Below are 19803 nucleotides of genomic sequence, written 5' to 3' on the forward strand. Positions count from 1 at the left end.
TTCCGAAGCCGCTAGATCTTCCAGATCCGCACGGTCTTGTCGTCGCCACCCGCCGCGATCCGCTTGCCGTCGGGCGAGAACGCCACCGTCTGGATCTGCCCACCCGAACCGATCACGGTGGCGCGGATCTTCCTCGACTTCACGTCCCACAGCTGGACGAAGTTGCCCTGCCCCCACGCCGCGACCGTCTTGCCGTCGGGGTGGAACAGGGCGCTCGACAGCGTGAGGTCGTCGTCGGCGCGCGGGAAGACCGCCTTGCTCTGCCCGGACTCGACGTCCCAGAGCTGCATGCTGTTCTTGCCGTCGCCGTCGACGACGGCCAGGGTCTTGCCGTCGGGCGAGAACGAGCCGCCGTCGCCGGTGGAGTCGGTGATGGTCTTGACCGTCTTGCCGGTGGCCGGGTCGACGATCCTGATCTCCTGGTACTTGGTGCCCGCGTAGGCCAGCAGCTTGCCGTCCGGGGTGAACGACAGCTCGCTGCTGCCGCGGGCCTCGGTCAGGCCGATCTTGACCTTGCGGGTCGCGACGTCCCAGACCAGCAGGCGGCCGGTGTGGGTGACGCCGACGAGGGTCTTGCCGTCCGGGTGGAAGCGCAGGGTCTTCATGATGGACCGGCTGTCGTCGAGGCCGCCGATCATCGAGCGGTCGGCGATGTTCCACAGGTACGTGGTGAAGTCGCCGGTGCGGTTGCCGCCCGCGGCGAGGACCTTGCCGTCCGGGCTGATCGCGACCGCGCACGCCGAGGCGCCGCCGGGGCCGTCCGGGTTCTGGACGGTGCCGATGAGCTTGTTCGTCGTCGTGTCCCAGATGCGGACGAGCGCGCCGCCGTCGCCCAGGCCGTCCTCGGCGCTGGCGAGGATCTTGCCGTCCGGGCTCCACGCGACCGACGACACCGACGCCTTGTGGTCGACCAGCTGGACGTGCTCGGTGAACTCCTCCGGGCTTCCCGGCTCGGTCACCGGCGACGTGGTCGACTGCTCGGAGCCGCCCTCCTTGTCCGCCGCCGCCTTGTTGTCACCGGTGGACGGCAGCTGGGCCCCGTCACCGCTGGTGTCGTTCTTCGAACTGAGCCACCAGGCCGTGCCGCCGCCGATGGCCACGACGGCGCCGACGCCCGCGAGCAGTGCCGTGCGCCTGCGGACGCCGGGCTTGGCCACCACCGGCAGCACGACGGGTGCGCCGGCCAGCATCGCGAGGGCCTGGTCGACGGTGGCGCGCTCGGCGGGGTTCTTGCGCAGCAACGCGCCCAGCAGCGACGCGAGGTGCCCTGCGCGCTGCGGGGGCGGCGGGTCCTGGGTGAGCAGCATCGACAGGGTCGTCATGAAGTCCTGGCCCTGGTACGGCGGCCTGCCCTCGACGGCGGCGTACAGGGTGGCGCCGAGCGACCACAGGTCCGTCGCGGGCGTGATCGGCGCGCCGGTGCCCTGCTCGGGCGCCATGTAGGCCGGGGTGCCGACGATCGAGCCGTCCGTGGTGAGCGGGACGTCGCCGGTGAGCCGCGCGATGCCGAAGTCGGTGATCACCACGCGGTCGCCGGACAGCAACACGTTGGCGGGCTTGAGATCCCGGTGCACGATGCCGGCCTGGTGCGCCACGCGCAGCGCGCTCAGCATCGACGTGGCTACGTAGGCGACCTGGTCCGGGGGCAGCGCACCCTGGGCCTTGATCGCGTCGGACAGCGACCCGCCGCGGACGAACTCCATCACGATCATCGGGGTGCCGTTGTACTCGACGACGTCGTGCACGGTGACGATGCCGGGGTGGTTGAGCTGGCCGGCGAGCTGCGCCTCGCGCATGGCGCGCTGGCACAGCAACGCCCGCTGCTGCGCGTCGAGCCCGGCGGGCAGCAGCAGCTCCTTGATGGCCACCTCACGGCCGATGACCTCGTCACGGCCGAGCCACACCCGGCCCATGCCGCCGGTGCCGATCACCTGAACGAGCCGGTAGCGCTGCGCCACCAGACTTCCCGTCGCATCTGTCACGGCGCGCAGCATAGATGGGAGCGCGCTCTCACCCGCACGGCTTCGGCAACTTCGTTGACGAATTCAATTCACTTGGTAGCAAAGCAACATCGTGCCCGTTCAATCGGTCGACAATGGACCTGTCCCTAGTGGACCTTCGCGACCTCGATCCCGACCTCGCCGAACATCCGCAGCTTCCGGGTCCGGGTCAGTTCCAGGGTGAACCCCGCCGCGGCGATCCCCTCGGCGACGTGACCGTGCTGTGCGATGTCGGCGAGCACGAGCACCCCTCCCGGCTTCAGGACCCGCCGGACCTCCGCCAGCATCTCCCCCTTCGACGGGCCGTCGAGATGGTGCAGCATCAGGCTGGAGAAGACCGCGTCGAACGAGTCGTCGGCGAACGCGAGCTCCTGCGCGAACCCCCTGTCGAGCCTCGCCCCCAGTCCCGCCCGGCGCAGCTTGCCCTCCGCGCGCGCCAGCATCTTCAGGTCGGGGTCCACCCCGGCCAGCTCGACGTCCCGGTGCCGCTTCCCCGTCGCCCGCAACAGGTTCCCGGTGCCGCAGCCGACGTCGAGCACGCGCTGTCCGGCACGGAGACCGGCCAGCCCGACCATGTCGTCGTGCACGGCGGCGAGACCGGAGACGCGGTGCAGCAGGTCGTAGAACGGCATCAGGTAGTGCTTGCCCATGCCGGGCAGGTAGTCGCGCTCCTGGGACGATATTTCGGTCATGAACTGATTGTGTCCTCGGCAACGCATGGATTTCTGTGTCGATCCACGGTTCGAATGGGACGATTTGACGGTGCGAACCCAGCGAACGCCCCTGAAGGGCGACGAGCCCGCCCGGTACGCCTGGCGGCCCGCCCCCGGCGAGTTGCCCGTCATGGCGCTCCGGCTGGGCCACGGCGCGGACTTCGACGGTGCGCACGAGGCGCACTCGCACGACTTCCCCGGCATCGCCTACTTCGGCACGGCGGGCGGTGTGGTCCGGCACGGCAGGCAGGCGAGGGAGGTCGAGGCGGGCGACCTGTTCGTCATCGCGCCCGGCGACGTGATGGGCAGGGCTCGCAGCGACGACCTGCTCGGCGCGCACGGCTGGGGCGTCTTCTTCACCGCCGACGCGCTCGGCAGGGACACGCCGGGCACGCATCTCGCGTGGCGCACCCACCCGCTGCTGTTCCCGTTCGTCCACGGCGGCGCGACCGGAGCGTTGCGGCTCAAGGTCCCGCCGGAGCAACGGCCGGGGTGGACCTCGCGCGTTGAGGCGTTGCACGACGAGCTCCAGCACGGCCGCGACGGCTACCGCGAGGCCGTGTCGGCGCACCTCACGCTGCTGCTGGTCGGGGTGTCGAGGCTGGCCGCGGACGTCGTCGGCGACCTGCGCGAGAACGCGGAACCGCTGCTGGCCGAGGTGTTCGACGTGATCGAGCGGCGCTACGCCGAACCGCTGTCGCTGCGCGAGGTCGCCGCCGCGGTCAGCATCTCCCCCGGCCACCTGACCTCGACGGTGCGCAGGCGGACCGGCCGCACGGTGCAGGAGTGGATCACCGAACGCAGGATGGTCCAGGCCCGCCGCCTGCTCGCCGGGACGGACCTGCCGGTCGGCGACATCGGCCGCCGGGTCGGCATCACCGACGCCGGCTACTTCGCGCGGACGTTCGGCAAGCTGCACGGGATGAGCCCCACCCGTTGGCGGAGGTTCAACCACCTGAACACCCGCTGAACTCCTGGGGACGGCCTGGAGCCCACCAGGTCTTTCGCGATTTCCGTCCCTCCCGGCCGTGGCACTGTCGTGACCATGACCGGCGGGACGCCCACCTTGAGCGACAGCGGAAGAGACCTCGGCGCGAGGTTCCACGACCTGATGGAGGTCGTGGTGGGGTGGCTGCCGGGGCGCCTGTCCCGCGTCGTCGCGCCGAGCTTCCTCGGGTTCGCCCTGATCAACGGGTTCACGTTCGGCGTCGACCTGCTGCTGCTCACGGCGTTCCGCAGCGGCCTCGGCCTGCCGGTGCCGCTCGCGTTCACGATCGCCTACGTGCTCGCGTTCGGACTGAGCTTCGTCCTCAACCGGGCGCTGAACTTCCGCTCGCACGCGCCCGTCGGCCCGCAGGCGGGGCTCTACGCCGTCGCCATCACGATCAACTACCTGGCGTTCATCCTCGGCGTCGGCAGCGCGCTGACCGAACTCGGCCTGCAGTACCACCTGTCGCGGATCGTCGCGGGCGCGTGCGAGGCCGCGTTCATGTACAGCGGCATGCGGTGGGTCATCTTCCGCGACACCAAGGCCTGACCTACTGCAGGTAGCCCTCGACCTCGCCGACCGAACGCGCCGGCACGTCCTCGGCGTCCCCGCCCTGCGACCGCGCCGACCGGCGGCGCCGCAACAGGTCCCAGCACTGGTCGAGGGCCTCCTCGAGCGACCGCAGGCGGGCGTGCTCCTCGTCCGTGGAGATCTCGCCGGACGCGAGCTGCTGACGCAGCTTGTGCTCCTCGTCGACCAGCTCGCCGATGCGGCCCAGCACGTTCTCGTCGCTCATCTGCCCGACTCTACGGCCATCCCCTCACGGCAGCGCGGCCAGCGAGAGGCTGTTGCCGTCCGGGTCGAGCACCTCGACGTGCCGCACGCCGTTCGAGTACGTCTCGACGGGCCCGTGATCCACGCCGTGCGCCGCGAGCCGTTCCAACGCCCCGTCGAACTCGCTCATCGCCACCCCGAACGTGAGCATCGAGCCGCCCACGCGCGCCGCCCGCACGTCACGGGCGTCGAGGACGACGTACGCGTTCTCCCCCACCTGCCAGAGGTGTTCCTCGCCGATGACCTCGTCCGCCGCGCGGCCGAAGAACACCCCGTACCACTCCAGCGGGACTCATCGGCACGACGGGTGATTCGTCCGATTGGTCGCATGAAATGGTTCAACCACTTGTTTACGCTTGTGAACAGGGCCGCCGACCCGTCACGCGACCACCTCCCCCTGCGGAAGCGGTCGCCACCTCCGCCTGCCAGGAGGCGCAGTGAAGACACGCACTCGGCTTGCCCTAGCGAGCCTCACGTCCACCGCCGCGGTGGTCGTCGCGTTCCTCGTCCCCACGACGCCCGCGATCGCCCACGGCACGATGTCCGATCCGGCCAGCCGGGTGTACACGTGCAAGAACGAGGGTCCGGAGACCCCGAAGTCCGACGCGTGCAAGGCGGCCGTGGCCGCGGGTGGCACGCAGGCCTACTACGACTGGAACGAGGTGTCGCTGCTCGAAGCGGGCGGGCGCCACCGCCAGCTCATCCCCGACGGCAAGCTGTGCAGCGCGGGCCGCGACAAGTACCGCGGGCTCGACCTGCAGCGCGCCGACTGGCCCGCCAAGCGCGTCTCCGCCGGGCCGCTGACCGTGACCTACCACGCGTCGGCACCGCACTCGAACAGCAACTTCGAGTTCTACATCACCAGGGACGGCTGGAACCCGACCATGCCGCTGCGCTGGTCGGACCTCGTGCACCTGCAGACGTTCAACAACCAGAACCCGTCCACGTTCACGAACTGGACGCTCAACCTGCCGGGCCGCTCTGGCCGTCACATCATCTACTCGATCTGGCAGCGCGTGGTCGGCAGCAACGAGGCGTTCTACACGTGCTCGGACGTCGACTTCGGCGGCGGCAGCACGCCGCCCCCGACCACGACGACCACCACGCCCCCGCCGACCACGACCACCACGACGACTCCCCCGCCGGCCGGTGGCACTTGGGCCGCGGGCACGACGTACTCCGTCGGCAACCGCGTCACCTACGGCGGCGTGAACTACGAGTGCCAGCTCGCGCACACCGCCCTCGCCGGCTGGGAACCGCCGAACACGCCCGCCCTGTGGCGACGCCTCTGATGCGGTTCTTGTTGCTGGTGCTCGCCTTCATGGTGTCCGGCTGCGCCACCACGCAGCCGGACGCCGTGTTGCGCGGCGATCCGCTGGACGTGATGTTCCTGCAGATGATGCTCCCCCACCACCAGCAGGGAGTGGAGATGGTCGCGCTCGCGAAGGACCGCGCGCAGAACGAGGACCTGCGCATGCTGGCGGCCGCGATCGAGCAGACCCAGGCGACCGAGGCCGAGACGATGAGGAACTGGCTGACGTCGTGGGGCGAGCCCCTGACGGCACCGCCGGACTCCCACGCGGGCCACGGCGGCATGCGCGAGTCCGATCCCGAGGAGGTCGGGCGCCTGTCCGCGCTGCGCGGCGCGGAGTTCGACCAGCGCCTGCTCAACGTGATGATCGCCCACCAGGACGACGCCGTGCAGATGGCGCGGTGGGAGACGGGCAGCGGCGCGAACCAGGAGGTCAAGGCCCTGGCCGACCGGATCGACAAGTCCCGCACCGCGCAGATCGGGATGATGAAGACGTTCCTCGGCAAGGTCTAGCGGGTACTCGGTGGCCCCAGCCACCGAGGAGGTCAGGACATGGTCAGCCGCTCGTTGCTGCGGCAACTGCCCGCCCGCGTCGTCACCGGCGCGTTCGTGCTCCACTCAGGACTCGGCAAGCGCGGCGCCGACCAGGAGACGGCCGAACAGCTGCACGGCTGGGCGTCGAGCACGTACCCGGTGCTGCGCGGCATCGACGCCCGCAGATTCGCCAAGCTGCTGGCCGCCGGCGAGATCGCGACGGGTGCCGCACTGCTGCTGCCCGTCGTGCCGGCGGCCGTCGCGGGCGCCGTGCTCACCGGGTTCGCCGGAGCGCTGCTCGGCCTCTACGCGAAGACCCCCGGCATGCGGCGGGAAGGCAGCATCTGGCCGACCGAGCAGGGCATCGGCCTCGCCAAGGACGTCTGGATGCTCGGCATCGGCCTGTCGCTCGTGGTCGACGGCGTCACCCGCAACGACTGAAGGAGGCGGACGTGCAACCGATCCCGTTCATCCCATGGGTCTGGCGCGACCCCTCGTGGACCGAGGAACCGCGGCAGGACCTCGACGACCGCCCCGACACCGGCCTGATCGGCTACGAGGTCGAGGCCACCGACGGCGGCATCGGCAAGGTCGACGAGGACAACGCGAAGGTGCCGCACGACTGCCTGATGGTCGACACCGGACCGTGGATCTTCGGCCGCAAGGTCGTGCTCCCGGTCGGCACCGTGCGCCACGTGGACCACGCCGAACGCAAGGTCCACGTCGACCGCACCAAGGAGCAGATCAAGAACGCGCCCGAGTACGACGCGGACGACCACGAGGGCTCCCGCACGCGCACCGGCGACTACTACTCCGACAGCTACCGGCTCATGCCCCCGATGCTCTAGCACGCCGAATACGCTGGCGCGCATGACATCGGTGCTGCAGAACGTCGCGATCGACTGCGCGAACGCCTACGAGCTCGCCCTGTTCTGGAGCAAGGTCACAGGTCGCCCGATGCACCCCGACGACAAGCCCGGCGACCACGAGACCGAGGTGCTGATGGCCGAGGGCCCGGTGCTGTTCTTCAACCAGGTGCCGGAACCCAAGACCGTCAAGAACCGCCTGCACCTCTGCCTGCGCCCGGACACCACGCGCGACGAGGAGGTCGAGCGGCTGCTCGGGCTCGGCGCGACGTTCGTCGGCGACCACCGCAACCCCGACGGGACCGGCTGGGCGGTCCTGGCCGATCCCGAGGGCAACGAGTTCTGCGTGCTGCGCAGCGCGTCCGAACGCGGCTAAAGACTCGCCATCGCGTCCGGCACCGACGACCGGACGCCCAGCGTGGTCGTGAGCTCCAGAGCCCGCAGCGGCCGCAGCACCGCCGCCGTGTTCGCGACCACCACGAACTCGCTGCCCCGGCTCACGCAGTGGTCCTGGTGGTCGAGCAGCAGGCCGATGCCCTGGGCACCGAGGAACCGCACCGCGGTCAGGTCGACCACGACGGGGGCGGGGGCGGTGACGGCCCTGACCGCCTCGCCGAGGCATTCGGCCAGTTCAGGGGCTGTGGAATGGTCTATCTCGCCGGCGATGTGCACGAGGACGGCGGCGCCCACGCTCTCGCGGGCGGTGTGGAAGGGAACTCGACCGTCGGTGGGCACGCGGCATCCTCCAACTGACGGCGCGATCGGCCGTCAGAAAGGCTGGCTGTTCAACCCTCGACGACCGTAGCGCAGTGCACCGGTCACCGCGGCGCGACGGTCCGAACATCCGCGAAGTGCCGGTTGCCCGGGATGGCCTGGGGAAAGCGCGCGTAGCATGCGTTGTCGTGACCGGTTTCTTCCACGAGACCGCCTTCTACGGCTCCGACGACGACTTCCTCGCTCACGCCGTCCCGTTCCTCGAGGACGGCCTGCGCGCAGGGGAGCCGTCGGTGGTCGCGTGCTCGGAGTGGAACACCGCCCTGCTGCGCGCCGCGCTGGGCGACACCGCCGTGCTGTACCGGCCGGGCGCGAACCAGTACTCCCGGCCGTCCGAGTCGATCGCGACCTTCCGCGACCTCTTCCGCGAGCACACCGCGGACGGCGCGCGGCAGATGCGCGTGGTCGGGGACGTCCCGCATCCCGGCGTCGGCGCGCGCTGGGACTGGTGGGCGCGGTACGAGGCGGCGGCGAACCAGGCGTACGCCGAGTTCCCGGTGTGGGGGCTGTGCCCGTACGACACCAGGACGACCCCGGCCGAGGTGCTGGCCGACGTGGTCCACACGCACCCGAACATCGCCACCTCCCCCGGCACGCACGAGGTCAACCCCGGTTACCGGGAGGGCCTGCCCGCGTCGGCGCCGGTCCCGGACGTGCTCGAACGGGGCGTTCCGCGGCTCGAGCTCGTCGACCCGACCGCGGGCGCGGTGCGCGAGGCCGTGGGAGCGGCCATCGACGGGATGGGCCTGTCCGAGGACGAAGCGCACGACGTCGTCTACGCGGCCAGCGAGGTCGTCACGAACGGGCTGACGCACGGTGTCGCGCCGGTCCGGTTCCGGCTGTGGGCGGAGGGCGCGCGGGTCCTGGTGGCGGTGACCGATCGCGGGCAGGGGCCGTCCGATCCGCTCGCGGGTCTGGTGCCGACCACCGAGACGCTGTCCGCCGGGCTCGGGCTGTGGATCCTGCACCGCACGTGCGACTACGTGTCCATGGGACGCGAGGCCGACGGGTTCACCGTGCGGGTGAGCGTCGGAGGCCAGACGTAGGGCAGGTCGTCCGGCACGTCCGGGAAGAACCGGCGGTAGTGCCCGGGGTCCTTGCGCACCAGCGCGGACTGGTGGCTGAGGTGCAGGTCCGGGTCACCCAGCCAGCCGGGGAGCTCCCCCGCGGCAGCCAGCTCGTCCTGCGTGCGCACGACCGTGATGCCCCTGGCGCGGGCGAGGTCCGCGCGCATCGTCGCCTCGCAGGAGTCGGTGAACCCCAGCAGCCGCCACTCCGCGCAGACGTCGAGGCCGTAGCGCACGAGCGCTTCCTCGTGGCCCGTCCACATCTTCACGGCGGGGTGGTGGCGCCAGCCGTAGCCCGGCACCACCAGCCCGCGCTGGACCTGGATGGTCTCGACCCGTTGCTTGCCGAGCCGGCTCCGGTCCAGCACGCGGGCTGACGCGGCGAAGTCCGGGTACGGCAAGAAGGTCTGCATGGGTCAGAGCACGTACTTCGCTGCCTCGGCGACCCGCGCCCGGTCGACGTGCACCTCGTAGCGCTTCGCCTGCAGCGTCATGACGCTCGCGAAGTCACGGCGGCCACGCGTGCTCCAGTGCGCCACGAACCCGAAGACGGCACCCCAGAAGGCACCGACCACGAGGCTGATGAGCACGAACCACACCCACGCGGTGCCCGTCGTGAAGAGCCCGAACAGCAGGCCGATGAACACACCGAACCAGGCGCCGCTGGCCGCGCCCGCCAGTGCGGCGCGGCCACGCGTCAAACGCCCCGTCACCTGCTCGACCGTCCGGACACCGTCGCCGATGATCCGCACGCTCTCGACCGGGAAGCCGTCGTCCGACATCCGGTCCACGAGCCGCTGGGCACCGAGGTAGTCCGGGAAGCTGGCCAGCAGCGACGACTCGGTCTGGGTCACTTCTTCGTGCTTGATGTCCACTTCGTGCGGCTACCCGCGATCACGCAGAGCAAACGGGACGCGATCAGGTGCCGCGGCCCGTCTTCTCCTGGAGCCGGTCGATGAGCTGGGACGCCTCGACCTTGGTGAGCTCGGCCGGCACCTCCTCCCCCGCTTCCTGGGCGAGGGTGCTCAGGTACGACTCCTGTGGACCGGTCATGGGCTCGTCGCCCGTCGTCCAGTCCTGCGGGTCCTTCTCCGGCGTGCGGTTCACATCCGTCCCCTTTCACTCGAACGCCCGTTCGAGATACCCGGGGTGGCGGCGGGCCAATCATCGGCCGAGGACGACGTCCCTCGGAGCGGACGGACCGGGCACGACCATCGGCGGCCGCACGCGCGACAGCAGGCGGTGGGCGACGGTCAGCAGCATCCGCGCCTCCATCCGCTCGTTGTAGCGCAGGTGCTCGTCCGCGGCCGTGACACATCCCAGCACCTGCGGGGACACGACGGCGCCCGCGTCCGTGCACGCCGCGAGCGCCTCTTTGATACCTCTTCGCGCGGCATCACCCTCGACGTTGGCCAGTGCGGTGCAGACGGCGTTGTCGAGCTTCTGCATCGCGGTGGTGCGCAGGTGGTGCATCGACGCGGGGTCGAGTTCGGTGGTCACGGTCAGCTCCCGCCTTCACAGCCGAGGGGTGTCGGCGCCGACTGCTTGACGCATTCGGGCCCGAGTACCCCCTTCGAGCGCCCCGAAACCGGCACTTCGGCGAACCCCGCCACGGTGGCGGGCACACGTGCGACCTGGCGCGAGAAGAGCGCGCGGCAGTGGATCTTCGAGCTGCACGGCCGGCTCGGCGTCCGGCTCACGGCGGTGTGCCGGCTTGCGCCCGCACCACGTGAAGCCGCTGCCCGACGACCTCCACGCCCTTCCGAAGCTCGCATGAGAACGAGGCGCACCCCGTGGGACGCGCCTCGTTCGTGATTCAGGGGTTCAGCGTTTCCCGGGCCTCCGCGTGCCGAGCACCCGGGTCGTCCGCGACACCTGGGCGCCGGTAGGCGTCCGGCTCGCCACCGGCACCGGCGCGGTCACCGGCTCCCGCACGACGGGTCCGGCACCGACCCGCGAGGCGTCCTCACGGCCGCGCTGGTACGCCTGGGCGTGCGGCAACTCCTGCTCCGCGCGTCAGCAGTGTCCGATCGAGTGCCCCTTCACACGGATTTCACGAGACCTGTCGCAGCTCGCGGTCGCAGGCGACCAGGTGCTCCCACGTGCGGCCGCGCTGGCTGGGCGGTGCGGAACCGTCCGCGTTGCACACCGGGTAGACGAGGCCGAAGGGAACAGGCTGATCGAACTCGTCACCGGTTCGAACGTCGACGAGACGACGCAGGTGTGCCATGACAACCACTCCTCACGACCGCGCGGAGGCCGCACGCGTCCGGTCATTCCACCCGGACGGGGGACCTGGGGTTTGGGATCATCGAATACCCCGCGACCTGCGAGAACATGCGCGTTGACGTTGCGACATAAGAGTGAAACCGTCCGTCCTCTGTGGACTAACGCGCCGTGACCACGAGTGTTAGTTCCCCGTCGTGCGGCACGGTGAGGATCTCCATCCGGCGGCCCGGGTAGGTGATCGACGAGGCCGTCCGCAGCCGCGGCTCGAGCGGCCGCCCCCAGTCGAACCGGACCACCGTCCTGCCGCGGGTGAGCGTCAGGCCGCGCGAGTCCAGCGCGAGGGTGTCGGAATCCCGTACCACCAAAGGGATCTGCTCGGTCGCGGCGGACTGCGCGCGCACCGAGCGCACGATCCGGTCGCCGACGGTCACCTCGGTCACCACCGAGCCGGACGCCGTGCGGTAGCGGAACCGGTAGGGCTCTCCCCCGAGGAACTCCGCCTGCTGCGGCCCGTTCGAGTCGACCACCTGACCGGGGAACACCGTGCCCCAGCACGCATGGCTGTTGTTGTTCACCGACTGCACGAGCGTCCCCGCCAGCGGGTGCCACAGGAACGTCAAACCGGTGCGCGCCAACGAGGTCGCGCGCCGCGTGCCGAAGTAGCCGCCGACGTACCACTTCGGCCGGCGGACGAACAGGAAGTCCTGCCCCTGGTCGCTGCGGCGCTCGGTGAAATGCGCGCGCTGGTACGGCAACCGCGCGATCGCCGCTGTCCGTTGCGCACGGCTCGGGTAGCGCTCGCCGTAGATCGCGTGCGCGAGGATCCGCGGTGACGTGTCCTGCTTGACCAACGCGGGCACCGGCGCCGACGAGGCGGCCCAGGCGGTGCGCGCGACGGCCAGGTCCTCGCGACTCGACACGAACGCGGCGAGGTCCGGCACCTCGGAGACGAACTGGGCGTTGAGCGCGGTCCGTTCGGGGTCGGGCCGCACGTCGGCGTAGAACCGGGACGACGTGCGCGAGTTCGTGGCGATGTTCGCGAACCAGCCGGAGCCGTCCGGCTCGCGCAGCAGGTTGTAGCCGAGCCAGTCGGTGTACTTCCTCGTCATCGCGACGAGGTTCGGGTCGCCCGACTGCCGCCACGCGTCGGCGAGCTCCGGCAGCATGACCTCGAAGTTGTAGTTGGTGTCCGCGCCGGACTCCTCGTGGAAGAAGCCGGCGGGGCTCTGGCCCACCCGCGCCAGGCGCGCGAACGCCTCGGTCAGCCGGCGGCTCAGCTGCGCGTCCGGGTCCTGCCGCAACGCGAGCGCGGCACCGGCGAGCCCGGACGTCGTCTGGTTGGCCCAGGTGAGCGGCGACTGCCAGACCACGCCGTTGGAGCCGTCGAGGAACCAGGTCATCGCCCTGCGCAGCGCCGCGGAGATCTGCGCCTGCCGCGACGGCAGCACGCCGGCGCGCCGGAGCAGCGCGTTGGTCTTGCTCAGGTAGCCCATCGCGAACCCGGTCGCCGCGAGCGAGTACTGGTCGCGCGAGTACTCGGGCCACGAGCCATTGGCGTGCTGGAGCCCCAGGTAGTGGCCGAGCCCGGCGTCGAGCGCGGCGATCACCCTGGCGTTGCCGCGGTACGGGTTCCACGTACGGGACTGCGTCGCGAACCAGGCCAGCGTGTAGACGTGCTCCTGGACGCGGGCGTTGTACGACGCGTTCGGGTTGCGCCACCAGCCACCGCCGAAGAAGCCGGTCGAGTCCGTGTCGGCGACCATCGGCGCGACGGCCGTCAGGTACGACGCGAACCGTTGTTCGTCAGGCGCGAAGGCGCGGCGGTCCGGGGTGACGGGCGGGGGCGCCGGCAGGGCGAGCGCTCCGGCGGGCAGCGCGGCGAGCAGTCCTGCCGCGGTCGCACCGGTGATCAGGCTGCGACGGCTGAATGCGTTCACGGGCCTACCTCCTTGGCGGAGCACCCTCGCTCCCGCAGTGGCGGACCGTCAAGATGCTAATTCGAATTATTACAGGGTTGACGGCAGCACGGGTGCTGTCGCAGACTCCGTGCCAATTCGAATTGGCAGGTGGTCATGGCCAAGAGGCTCACCCAGCAGGACATCGCCCGGATGGCCGGCGTCAGCCAGGCCACCGTGTCGCTGGTGCTCAACAACCGGACCGACGGTGGCGTCCGGATCGCGCCGGAGACCCGTGCGCGGGTGCTGGAGGTCATCCGCAGGACGGGCTACGTCGCGAACCCGATCGCCCGCAGGCTGCACGACCAGCGCAACCGCATCCTCGGCGTCTTCACCTACGAGGCCGTCTTCCCGAGCACCCGCGCCGACTTCTACCAGCCGTTCCTAGAGGGCATCGAGGAGCAGGCGGAGGAGGTCGGGTGCGACCTGCTGCTGTTCACGAGCGCCAAGGCGGGTGGGAAGCGGCGGATCTTCAGCGACGACAGCAGGATCCGGCTGGCCGACGGGTGCGTGCTGCTCGGTCGCTCCGTCGACCGCGACGACCTGGCCCAACTCGTGAGCGAGGGCATCCCGTTCGTGTCGATCGGCCGGCGCGACGACGCGGGCGGCCCGGTGCCGCACGTCGGCGCCGACTACGTCTCGGCCGTGCGGGACCTGGTGGACCGCGCGGTCGCGCTGGGCCACCGCGAGTTCGCCTACGTGGGCGCCGGAAAGGGTGCGGAGTCGTCGGCCGACAGGCTGCGCGGCTTCAAGCAAGCCGTTGCGGCGCACGGGGTTCGGGGAACGCACCTGCCGTTCGCCGGGCTCGAGCGGCTGAGGGACGCGGGCATCACGGCCGTGCTGTCCGAGGAGGTCTCCGACGGTGCCGCGATCGTGCTCGCCGCCCGCGAGCGCGGCCTGTCGGTCCCCGGCGACCTGTCCGTGCTCATGCTCGGCGCCGCCACCCGGCCCGCGCCGGACGACGTGGCGCTCACCGGTTTCCGCATCCCCCGCCGCGAGATGGGGCGGCGGGCGGTGCAGGCGCTGACCGAGGTGCTGGAACGCGGCACCACCCCGCGGGAGCTGCTGGCCTGCGAGTTCGTCGAAGGCACCACCCTCGGCGCGCCCCGCCGTTGATCTGGAGGAACCTGTTGTCGCACAACACAGATGTCGTCGTCGTGGGCGGCGGACTCGGCGGCGTCGCCGCAGCCCTCGCGCTGCTGCGCGCCGGCCGCCGGGTGGTGCTCACCGAGGAGTTCGAGTGGCTCGGCGGGCAGCTCACCAGCCAGGCCGTGCCACCGGACGAGCACAGCTGGGTCGAGCGCTTCGGCGTCACGGCCAGCTACCGGGCGTTGCGCGACGGCATCCGCGACCACTACCGCCGCAACTATCCGCTGACCCCGAGGGCGCGGGCGTGGCGCGAGCTCAACCCCGGCGCGGGCAACGTCAGCCGCCTGTGCCACGAGCCCCGCGTCGCCGTGGCCGTGATCGACGAGATGCTCGCGCCGTACCGCGGCAGCGGCAGGCTCACCGTCCTGCAGCCCGCCAGGCCTGTCTCCGCGCGCACCGACGGCGACCGGATCGTGTCGGTCACCGTCGAGCACCACGGCTCCGAGGTCGAGCTGGCCGCGCCGTACATCCTCGACGCCACCGAGACCGGCGATCTGCTGCCGTTGTCCGGCACCGAGTACGTGACCGGTTTCGAGTCCACACTGGACACCGGCGAGCCCAGCGCACCGGAAACCGCCCAGCCGGCGAACATGCAGGCGATGTCGGTGTGCTTCGCGATCGACCACGTCGACGGCGATCACACGATCGACAGGCCGGCGCGCTACGACTTCTGGCGCGAGTACCAGCCGGAGTACTGGGGCGACCGGATGCTGTCGTTCCGCTCCCCCGACCCGCGCACGCTCGACATCGCCGAGCGCACGTTCACCCCGAACCCGGACGACGACCCGTTGAGCGTGCTGTCCGACCAGCGGCTCAGCGCGGGCGACAGCAACCTGTGGACGTTCCGCCGCATCGCCGCGCGCCGCAACTTCGTCGAGGGCGCCTACGACAGCGACATCTGCCTGGTCAACTGGCCGATGATCGACTACTTCGAGTCGCCGGTCATCGACGTCCCGGACGCGGAAGCGCACATCGCGGCGGCCCGTGAGCTGTCGAAGTCGGTGTTGTACTGGCTGCAGACCGAGGCACCGCGCCCGGACGGCGGCACGGGCTTTCCCGGACTGCGGCTGCGCGGCGACGTCACGGGCAGCGCGGACGGGCTGGCCCAGGCGCCCTACATCCGCGAGTCGCGGCGGATGAGGACCGAGTACACGATCGTCGAGCAGGACCTGTCGCTCGCCGTGCGCGGTGACAAGGGCGCCGTGCAGCACGCCGACGCCGTGGGTGTCGGCATGTACCGCATCGACCTGCACCCCTCGACCGGCGGCGACAACTACCTCGACGTCGCGAGCTGCCCGTTCGAGATCCCGCTCGGCGCGCTCATCCCCCAGCGCGTCGAGAACCTGCTCCCCGCGGGCAAGAACATCGGCACCACCCACATCACCAACGGTTCCCACCGGCTGCACCCGGTCGAGTGGAACGTCGGCGAGGTCGCGGGCGCGCTCGCGGACTTCTGCCTGGCGCACCGAGTCACCCCTCGCGCGGTGCGCAACACCCCCGCCCTGCTCGCGGACTTCCAGCACCGGCTGGACCGCGACGGGGTCGAGCTCCGCTGGCCGGACGTGTCCGGTTACTAAGCCCAGGGAGACAACGATGTCCAGGCTTCTAGCGTTGATCTGCACCGCTCTCATCGCCCTGACCGCGTGCAGTGGATCGTCCGCGCAGTCCGGCCCCAAGGCGCTGCGCATGACCGTGTGGACCGCCAACGAGGCGCACCTCAAGCTGCTCAACGAGATCGCGTCCGAGTACAAGGCGTCGCACCCGGACGTCACCGAGATCAAGTTCGACTCGATTCCGGCCGACGGCTACACCACCACCCTCACCACCCAGATCGCCGGCGGCAACGCGCCCGACCTGGCGTGGATCCTCGAGGAGTCGGCGCCCGACTTCGTCTCGTCCGGTGCCCTCGCGCCGATCAAGGCGAAGGTCGAGAAGGCCGACGAGCTCGTGCCGTCCGCGACCAAGCTGTGGGAGAAGGACGGCGAGCTCTACGCCTACCCGTTCTCCACCTCGCCGTTCGGGCTGTTCGTCAACACCGACCTGGTGAAGGACCTGCCGGCGACCTGGGAGCAGGCCGTGGCGGCGTCGGCCGGCAAGAACCTCGTGCTGCCGGACTTCAAGTACCAGAACTGGGCCGTGCTGTCGGCGATCTGGCGGGGCTGGGGCGCCAGCGCGTGGAGCGAGGACGGCAAGCAGTGCGGGTTCTCGAGCCAGGAGATGAAGGACGCCATGACGTTCGTCCACAAGGCGATCTTCACGGACAAGGCGATCCCCGGCCCCGGCACGACGGTCGACTTCTTCGCGGGGGACGCGGCCATGGCCGTCAGCCAGATCTCGCGGGCCGGTGCGCTGAAGGACGCCAAGTTCGGCTGGACGCTGCTGCCGCTGCCCCAGGGCCCCAAGGGCGACTACGCGGTGATCGGCCAGGCCGGCGTCGGCGTGCTGAAGCGCTCGAAGAACGCCGAGGCCGCCGCGGACTTCCTCGGCTTCTTCACCAACGCGGCCAACTCCGCGAAGCTCGCCCAGTTCTTCCCGCCGGTGCGCCAGTCGCTGCTCAACGCCGACACCCTGGCCAAGAGCAACCCGCTGATCAAGCCGGAGCAGCTGCAGTCGGTGGTGATCGACGGCATCAGCAAGGGCGTGGTGAAGCCGAGCCACCAGGGCCAGGAGGAGCTGAACCAGACGATCCGCGCGGCGCTCGACCCGTTGTGGAAGCCGGACGCGAACGTCTCGCAGGTGCTCGACGGCGTGTGCGCGAAGATCAAGCCGTTGCTGGAGCGCTCGTGACGTTCTGGACGTATCGCAGGCGCGACAACCTGGTCGGGTACCTGTTCGTCGCGCCTGCTCTGCTCGGCAGCCTCGCGTTCGTGCTCATCCCCCTGGGCATGGTCGGCTGGTACAGCCTCAACGAGTGGAACGTGCTCGGCGGCACGTTCGAGTTCATCGGCACCGAGAACTACGAGCAGCTGCTGGGCGACGAGAAGCTGCGCGACTCGCTCGTCGCCACGGCCTGGTTCGCCGCCGGGCTGGTGGTGCTGAACCTGTCGCTGGCGCTGCTGCTCGCGGTGCTGCTCAACCAGAAGCTGCGCGGCACCACGTTGTTCCGCACGTTGTTCTTCTCCCCCGTGCTGGTGTCGCTGGTGGCGTGGACCCTGGTCTGGCAGCTCATGCTCCAGCCCGAGGGCAGCGTGAACGGGCTGCTCGGGTTCTTCGGGATCGACGGCCCGAACTGGCTGCGCGGCGACACGACGGCCATGGTGTCGGTGATCGTCGTGCAGGTCATCAAGAACGTCGGTCTGAACATGGTGCTGTTCCTCGCCGCGCTGCAGGGGGTTCCGGCCCCGCTGTACGAGGCGGCGAAGATCGACGGTGCCGGGGGGTGGACCCGGTTCCGGCGCATCACGATCCCGTTGATCAGCCCGACGATCCTGCTCACGTCGATCATCACGATCGTCGGCTCGCTGCAGGTGTTCGCGCAGATCGCGGTGCTCACCCAGGGCGGTCCGGGCACGTCCACGACCGTGTTGATCTACTACCTGTACCAGCAGGCGTTCCAGTTCCACCACTTCGGCTACGGCGCGACGATCTCGGTGCTGCTCTTCGTCATCGTCGCCGCGCTGACGCTGCTGCAGTGGCGGATGCGCCGGAAGTGGGTGCTCCATGAGTCGTAAGGTCTGGCTGTACGGCCTGTTGTGCCTGCTGTGCGTGCCGTTCGTGTTCCCGACGTGGTGGATGGTCACCTCGTCGATGAAGCCGATCAGCGAGATCTTCTCCGAGTCGCTGCTGCCGTCCGAGTGGACGTTCTCCACGTACGAGACGGTGTTCAGGATGCAGCCGTTCGGGCAGCAGTACTGGAACAGCCTCTACATCGCGGTGGTCGTCACGATCGGCACGATGGCCGTCGCGGCGCTCGCGGGCTACGCGTTCGCGCGCATCCGATTCCCCGGCCAGAACGTGCTGTTCGTGGTGGTGCTGACCGGCCTGCTCATCCCGAGCGAGGTGACGATCGTGCCGCTGTTCCAGATGTTCCAGTCGCTGGGCCTGACGAACACGCACTGGCCGTTGATCATCGTGCCGATCTTCGGTGCGCCCTGTGTGCTGGCGATCTTCATCATGCGTCAGTTCTTCATCGCGCTGCCGCCGGAGTTGGAGGAGGCCGCGCGGATGGACGGCCTGGGACGTGCGGGCATCTTCTACCGGATCGCCCTGCCGCTGTCCCGTCCGGCGCTGGGCGCGGTCGCGATCTTCACGTTCCTGCACTCGTGGAACCTCTACCTGGAGCCGATCGTGTACCTGTCCACTCCGGACATGTTCACGTTGCCGCAGGCGTTGACGCAGTTCGTCGACATCTACGGCGGTCCTATGTGGAACGTCCAGCTGGCCGCCGCGACGATGACGGCCGTGCCGATCCTGATCGTGTTCGTGCTGGCGCAGCGGCAGTTCATCGAGGGTCTTGCGCACACGGGCGTGAAGGGGTGATCGATCCCGAGATCGCGGCGGCGGTGGACCTCTCCCGGCCACCGCTGACCGCGGCCGGCATCGCGGCGAGGCGGGCCGCCGGTCGGGTCACCACCGACGCCGAACTGACTCGTGGCGGCACGGTGACGTTCACGGAGGAGGATGCGGACGGTGTCCCCGTGGTCGTGCTGCGTCCGGCGGGCTCGTCAGGGTCGCCGGTGCTGCACGTGCACGGTGGCGGGATGGTCGCGGGCACCCGACGCTCCGACCTGCACGTGCTGGCCGAGTGGGTGTCGGAGGCCGGCGTCACGCTGGTGTCCCCCGAGTACCGGCTGGCGCCCGAACACCAGCACCCGGCGCCCGTGCAGGACTGCTACCGCACGCTGGAGTGGGTGCACCGCACCTTCGGCTCCCCGGTCGTCGCGGGCACGTCCGCGGGTGGCGGGCTGGCGGCGGCGGTGACGCTGATGGCCCGCGACCGCGGCGGACCGTCCGTGCGCGGCCAGCTGCTGATGTGCCCGATGCTCGACGACCGGTGCGACACCCCGTCGAGCCACCAGTTCCTCGACGGCACGACCTGGGTCCGCGCGTCGAACCTCACCGGGTGGACCGCGCTGCTCGGCGAGTCGCGCGGCGGGCCGGACGTGTCCCCGTACGCCGCTCCCGCACGGGCCACGGACCTGTCCGGCCTGCCTCCCACCTACGTGGACGTCGGCTCGGTGGACGTGTTCCGCGACGAGGCCGTCGAGTACGCGTCGCAGATCTGGCGTGCCGGCGGGGACGCCGAGCTGCACGTCTGGCCTGGCGGTTGTCACGGCTTCGACCAGCTCGTTCCGGACGCCGCGCTGTCGCGGCGTGCCAGGTCGGCGCGAATCGAATGGCTGCAGCGGGTACTGCGTTAGGCCCTATCGCGGCTCAAGCGTC

At 70.4% G+C, this 19803-nt stretch carries 26 protein-coding genes; 14 read left to right on the forward strand and 12 right to left on the reverse strand.

All coding sequences use genetic code 11. The annotated features are described in order from the left end of the window. Positions 1-11: 11 nt before the first annotated feature. The gene (locus ND450_RS13005; RefSeq protein ID WP_253326394.1) at positions 12-1982 is read right to left on the reverse strand and encodes a WD40 repeat domain-containing serine/threonine protein kinase; all 1971 of its coding nucleotides are present in this window, start codon (positions 1980-1982) and stop codon (positions 12-14) included. A 125-nt stretch (positions 1983-2107) separates the two neighbouring features. After that, positions 2108-2692, reverse strand: a complete 585-nt coding sequence (locus ND450_RS13010) for a class I SAM-dependent methyltransferase (protein WP_253326395.1) — start codon at positions 2690-2692, stop codon at positions 2108-2110. Positions 2693-2762: 70 nt separating this feature from the next. Between ND450_RS13010 and ND450_RS13015 the strand changes: the two genes are divergently transcribed. Together ND450_RS13015 and ND450_RS13020 are read left to right on the forward strand one after the other, a co-directional pair. Then, positions 2763-3683, forward strand: coding sequence for an AraC family transcriptional regulator (locus ND450_RS13015; protein WP_253326396.1), 921 nt, complete (start codon positions 2763-2765; stop codon positions 3681-3683). Between the two features lie 75 nt (positions 3684-3758). Next, positions 3759-4250 (forward strand): GtrA family protein, encoded by a 492-nt coding sequence (locus tag ND450_RS13020; RefSeq protein WP_253326397.1) that lies wholly within the window; start codon positions 3759-3761, stop codon positions 4248-4250. A 1-nt stretch (position 4251) separates the two neighbouring features. On the opposite strand, the gene ND450_RS13025 is transcribed toward ND450_RS13020, so the two are convergent. Further along, on the reverse strand, positions 4252-4497 hold the full coding sequence (locus tag ND450_RS13025; protein ID WP_253326398.1) for a DUF2630 family protein: 246 nt from the start codon (positions 4495-4497) through the stop codon (positions 4252-4254). Positions 4498-4521: 24 nt separating this feature from the next. Further along, the gene (locus ND450_RS13030) at positions 4522-4806 is read right to left on the reverse strand and encodes a VOC family protein (RefSeq protein ID WP_253326399.1); all 285 of its coding nucleotides are present in this window, start codon (positions 4804-4806) and stop codon (positions 4522-4524) included. A gap of 166 nt (positions 4807-4972) precedes the next feature. Here ND450_RS13030 and ND450_RS13035 point away from each other — a divergent pair, with 166 nt between their 5' ends. Genes ND450_RS13035 through ND450_RS13055 form a run of 5 tightly spaced genes read left to right on the forward strand, consistent with a single transcriptional unit; the run spans position 4973 to position 7623 of the window. Then, positions 4973-5827 (forward strand): lytic polysaccharide monooxygenase, encoded by an 855-nt coding sequence (locus ND450_RS13035; protein ID WP_143091725.1) that lies wholly within the window; start codon positions 4973-4975, stop codon positions 5825-5827. After that, positions 5827-6360: a DUF305 domain-containing protein gene (locus ND450_RS13040; RefSeq protein ID WP_253326400.1), complete on the forward strand. Its 534-nt coding sequence runs from the start codon at positions 5827-5829 to the stop codon at positions 6358-6360. The genes ND450_RS13035 and ND450_RS13040 overlap by 1 nt, the downstream gene beginning before the upstream one ends. 39 nt (positions 6361-6399) lie before the next feature. After that, the gene (locus ND450_RS13045) at positions 6400-6822 is read left to right on the forward strand and encodes a hypothetical protein (RefSeq protein ID WP_089921294.1); all 423 of its coding nucleotides are present in this window, start codon (positions 6400-6402) and stop codon (positions 6820-6822) included. Between the two features lie 11 nt (positions 6823-6833). Beyond that, positions 6834-7229, forward strand: a complete 396-nt coding sequence (locus tag ND450_RS13050) for a PRC-barrel domain containing protein (protein ID WP_253326401.1) — start codon at positions 6834-6836, stop codon at positions 7227-7229. Between the two features lie 22 nt (positions 7230-7251). Beyond that, positions 7252-7623 (forward strand): VOC family protein, encoded by a 372-nt coding sequence (locus ND450_RS13055; RefSeq protein ID WP_253326402.1) that lies wholly within the window; start codon positions 7252-7254, stop codon positions 7621-7623. Here the strand turns inward: ND450_RS13055 and ND450_RS13060 are convergent. After that, positions 7620-7982, reverse strand: a complete 363-nt coding sequence (locus ND450_RS13060) for an anti-sigma factor antagonist (RefSeq protein ID WP_253326403.1) — start codon at positions 7980-7982, stop codon at positions 7620-7622. The two genes, ND450_RS13055 and ND450_RS13060, sit on opposite strands and share 4 nt — an antisense overlap. Positions 7983-8149: 167 nt before the next feature. On the opposite strand from ND450_RS13060, the gene ND450_RS13065 reads away from it, so the two are divergent. Further along, positions 8150-9067, forward strand: coding sequence for a sensor histidine kinase (locus tag ND450_RS13065; protein WP_253326404.1), 918 nt, complete (start codon positions 8150-8152; stop codon positions 9065-9067). Here the strand turns inward: ND450_RS13065 and ND450_RS13070 are convergent. From ND450_RS13070 to ND450_RS13100, 7 genes are all read right to left on the reverse strand, one after another. Beyond that, complete coding sequence (locus ND450_RS13070) at positions 9001-9501, reverse strand: MSMEG_6728 family protein (RefSeq protein ID WP_253326405.1); 501 nt, start codon at positions 9499-9501, stop codon at positions 9001-9003. The genes ND450_RS13065 and ND450_RS13070 overlap by 67 nt on opposite strands. Positions 9502-9504: 3 nt before the next feature. Next, the gene (locus ND450_RS13075) at positions 9505-9963 is read right to left on the reverse strand and encodes a general stress protein (protein ID WP_253326406.1); all 459 of its coding nucleotides are present in this window, start codon (positions 9961-9963) and stop codon (positions 9505-9507) included. Between the two features lie 43 nt (positions 9964-10006). Next, entirely contained in the window at positions 10007-10195 is a 189-nt protein-coding gene (locus ND450_RS13080) for a DUF3072 domain-containing protein (protein WP_089921306.1), read from the reverse strand. A 57-nt stretch (positions 10196-10252) separates the two neighbouring features. Further along, positions 10253-10588 (reverse strand): hypothetical protein, encoded by a 336-nt coding sequence (locus ND450_RS13085; RefSeq protein WP_253326407.1) that lies wholly within the window; start codon positions 10586-10588, stop codon positions 10253-10255. Positions 10589-10912: 324 nt separating this feature from the next. Then, positions 10913-11089 carry a hypothetical protein gene (locus ND450_RS13090; RefSeq protein ID WP_253326408.1) on the reverse strand — a complete coding sequence of 59 codons (177 nt, stop codon included), beginning with the start codon at positions 11087-11089 and terminating at the stop codon, positions 10913-10915. Between the two features lie 52 nt (positions 11090-11141). Further along, positions 11142-11318 (reverse strand): hypothetical protein, encoded by a 177-nt coding sequence (locus ND450_RS13095; protein ID WP_177229953.1) that lies wholly within the window; start codon positions 11316-11318, stop codon positions 11142-11144. Positions 11319-11475: 157 nt separating this feature from the next. Then, positions 11476-13254 carry a hypothetical protein gene (locus ND450_RS13100; RefSeq protein ID WP_253326409.1) on the reverse strand — a complete coding sequence of 593 codons (1779 nt, stop codon included), beginning with the start codon at positions 13252-13254 and terminating at the stop codon, positions 11476-11478. Between the two features lie 135 nt (positions 13255-13389). Between ND450_RS13100 and ND450_RS13105 the strand changes: the two genes are divergently transcribed. From ND450_RS13105 to ND450_RS13130, 6 genes are read left to right on the forward strand one after another with little or no spacing between them, the layout of a single operon-like run. Then, positions 13390-14388, forward strand: a complete 999-nt coding sequence (locus tag ND450_RS13105) for a LacI family DNA-binding transcriptional regulator (protein WP_253326410.1) — start codon at positions 13390-13392, stop codon at positions 14386-14388. Positions 14389-14402: 14 nt separating this feature from the next. After that, entirely contained in the window at positions 14403-15998 is a 1596-nt protein-coding gene (locus tag ND450_RS13110) for an FAD-dependent oxidoreductase (RefSeq protein ID WP_253326411.1), read from the forward strand. Positions 15999-16014: 16 nt separating this feature from the next. After that, the gene (locus ND450_RS13115) at positions 16015-17208 is read left to right on the forward strand and encodes an ABC transporter substrate-binding protein (protein ID WP_253326412.1); all 1194 of its coding nucleotides are present in this window, start codon (positions 16015-16017) and stop codon (positions 17206-17208) included. Beyond that, a complete protein-coding gene (locus tag ND450_RS13120) occupies positions 17205-18092 on the forward strand; it encodes a carbohydrate ABC transporter permease (RefSeq protein ID WP_253326413.1) in 888 nt (295 codons plus the stop codon). Before ND450_RS13115 ends, ND450_RS13120 begins: the two co-directional genes overlap by 4 nt. Continuing rightward, positions 18082-18900 (forward strand): carbohydrate ABC transporter permease, encoded by an 819-nt coding sequence (locus tag ND450_RS13125; RefSeq protein WP_089921319.1) that lies wholly within the window; start codon positions 18082-18084, stop codon positions 18898-18900. Before ND450_RS13120 ends, ND450_RS13125 begins: the two co-directional genes overlap by 11 nt. After that, positions 18897-19781 (forward strand): alpha/beta hydrolase, encoded by an 885-nt coding sequence (locus ND450_RS13130; RefSeq protein ID WP_253326414.1) that lies wholly within the window; start codon positions 18897-18899, stop codon positions 19779-19781. Before ND450_RS13125 ends, ND450_RS13130 begins: the two co-directional genes overlap by 4 nt. Positions 19782-19803 lie beyond the last annotated feature (22 nt).

Source organism: Lentzea sp. HUAS12, from assembly GCF_024125735.1.
Classification (GTDB): domain Bacteria; phylum Actinomycetota; class Actinomycetes; order Mycobacteriales; family Pseudonocardiaceae; genus Lentzea; species Lentzea albida.

What these genes read in the sequence shown, in the direction of transcription:
- ND450_RS13125 (WP_089921319.1), top strand. Translation starts at nt 18,082, where the DNA reads ATGAGTCGTAAGGTCTGGCTGTACGGCCTGTTGTGCCTGCTGTGCGTG.
- ND450_RS13010 (WP_253326395.1), bottom strand. Translation starts at nt 2,692, where the DNA reads ATGACCGAAATATCGTCCCAGGAGCGCGACTACCTGCCCGGCATGGGC.
- ND450_RS13095 (WP_177229953.1), bottom strand. Translation starts at nt 11,318, where the DNA reads ATGGCACACCTGCGTCGTCTCGTCGACGTTCGAACCGGTGACGAGTTC.
- ND450_RS13045 (WP_089921294.1), top strand. Translation starts at nt 6,400, where the DNA reads ATGGTCAGCCGCTCGTTGCTGCGGCAACTGCCCGCCCGCGTCGTCACC.
- ND450_RS13055 (WP_253326402.1), top strand. Translation starts at nt 7,252, where the DNA reads ATGACATCGGTGCTGCAGAACGTCGCGATCGACTGCGCGAACGCCTAC.
- ND450_RS13025 (WP_253326398.1), bottom strand. Translation starts at nt 4,497, where the DNA reads ATGAGCGACGAGAACGTGCTGGGCCGCATCGGCGAGCTGGTCGACGAG.
- ND450_RS13105 (WP_253326410.1), top strand. Translation starts at nt 13,390, where the DNA reads ATGGCCAAGAGGCTCACCCAGCAGGACATCGCCCGGATGGCCGGCGTC.
- ND450_RS13020 (WP_253326397.1), top strand. Translation starts at nt 3,759, where the DNA reads ATGACCGGCGGGACGCCCACCTTGAGCGACAGCGGAAGAGACCTCGGC.
- ND450_RS13115 (WP_253326412.1), top strand. Translation starts at nt 16,015, where the DNA reads ATGTCCAGGCTTCTAGCGTTGATCTGCACCGCTCTCATCGCCCTGACC.
- ND450_RS13040 (WP_253326400.1), top strand. Translation starts at nt 5,827, where the DNA reads ATGCGGTTCTTGTTGCTGGTGCTCGCCTTCATGGTGTCCGGCTGCGCC.
- ND450_RS13070 (WP_253326405.1), bottom strand. Translation starts at nt 9,501, where the DNA reads ATGCAGACCTTCTTGCCGTACCCGGACTTCGCCGCGTCAGCCCGCGTG.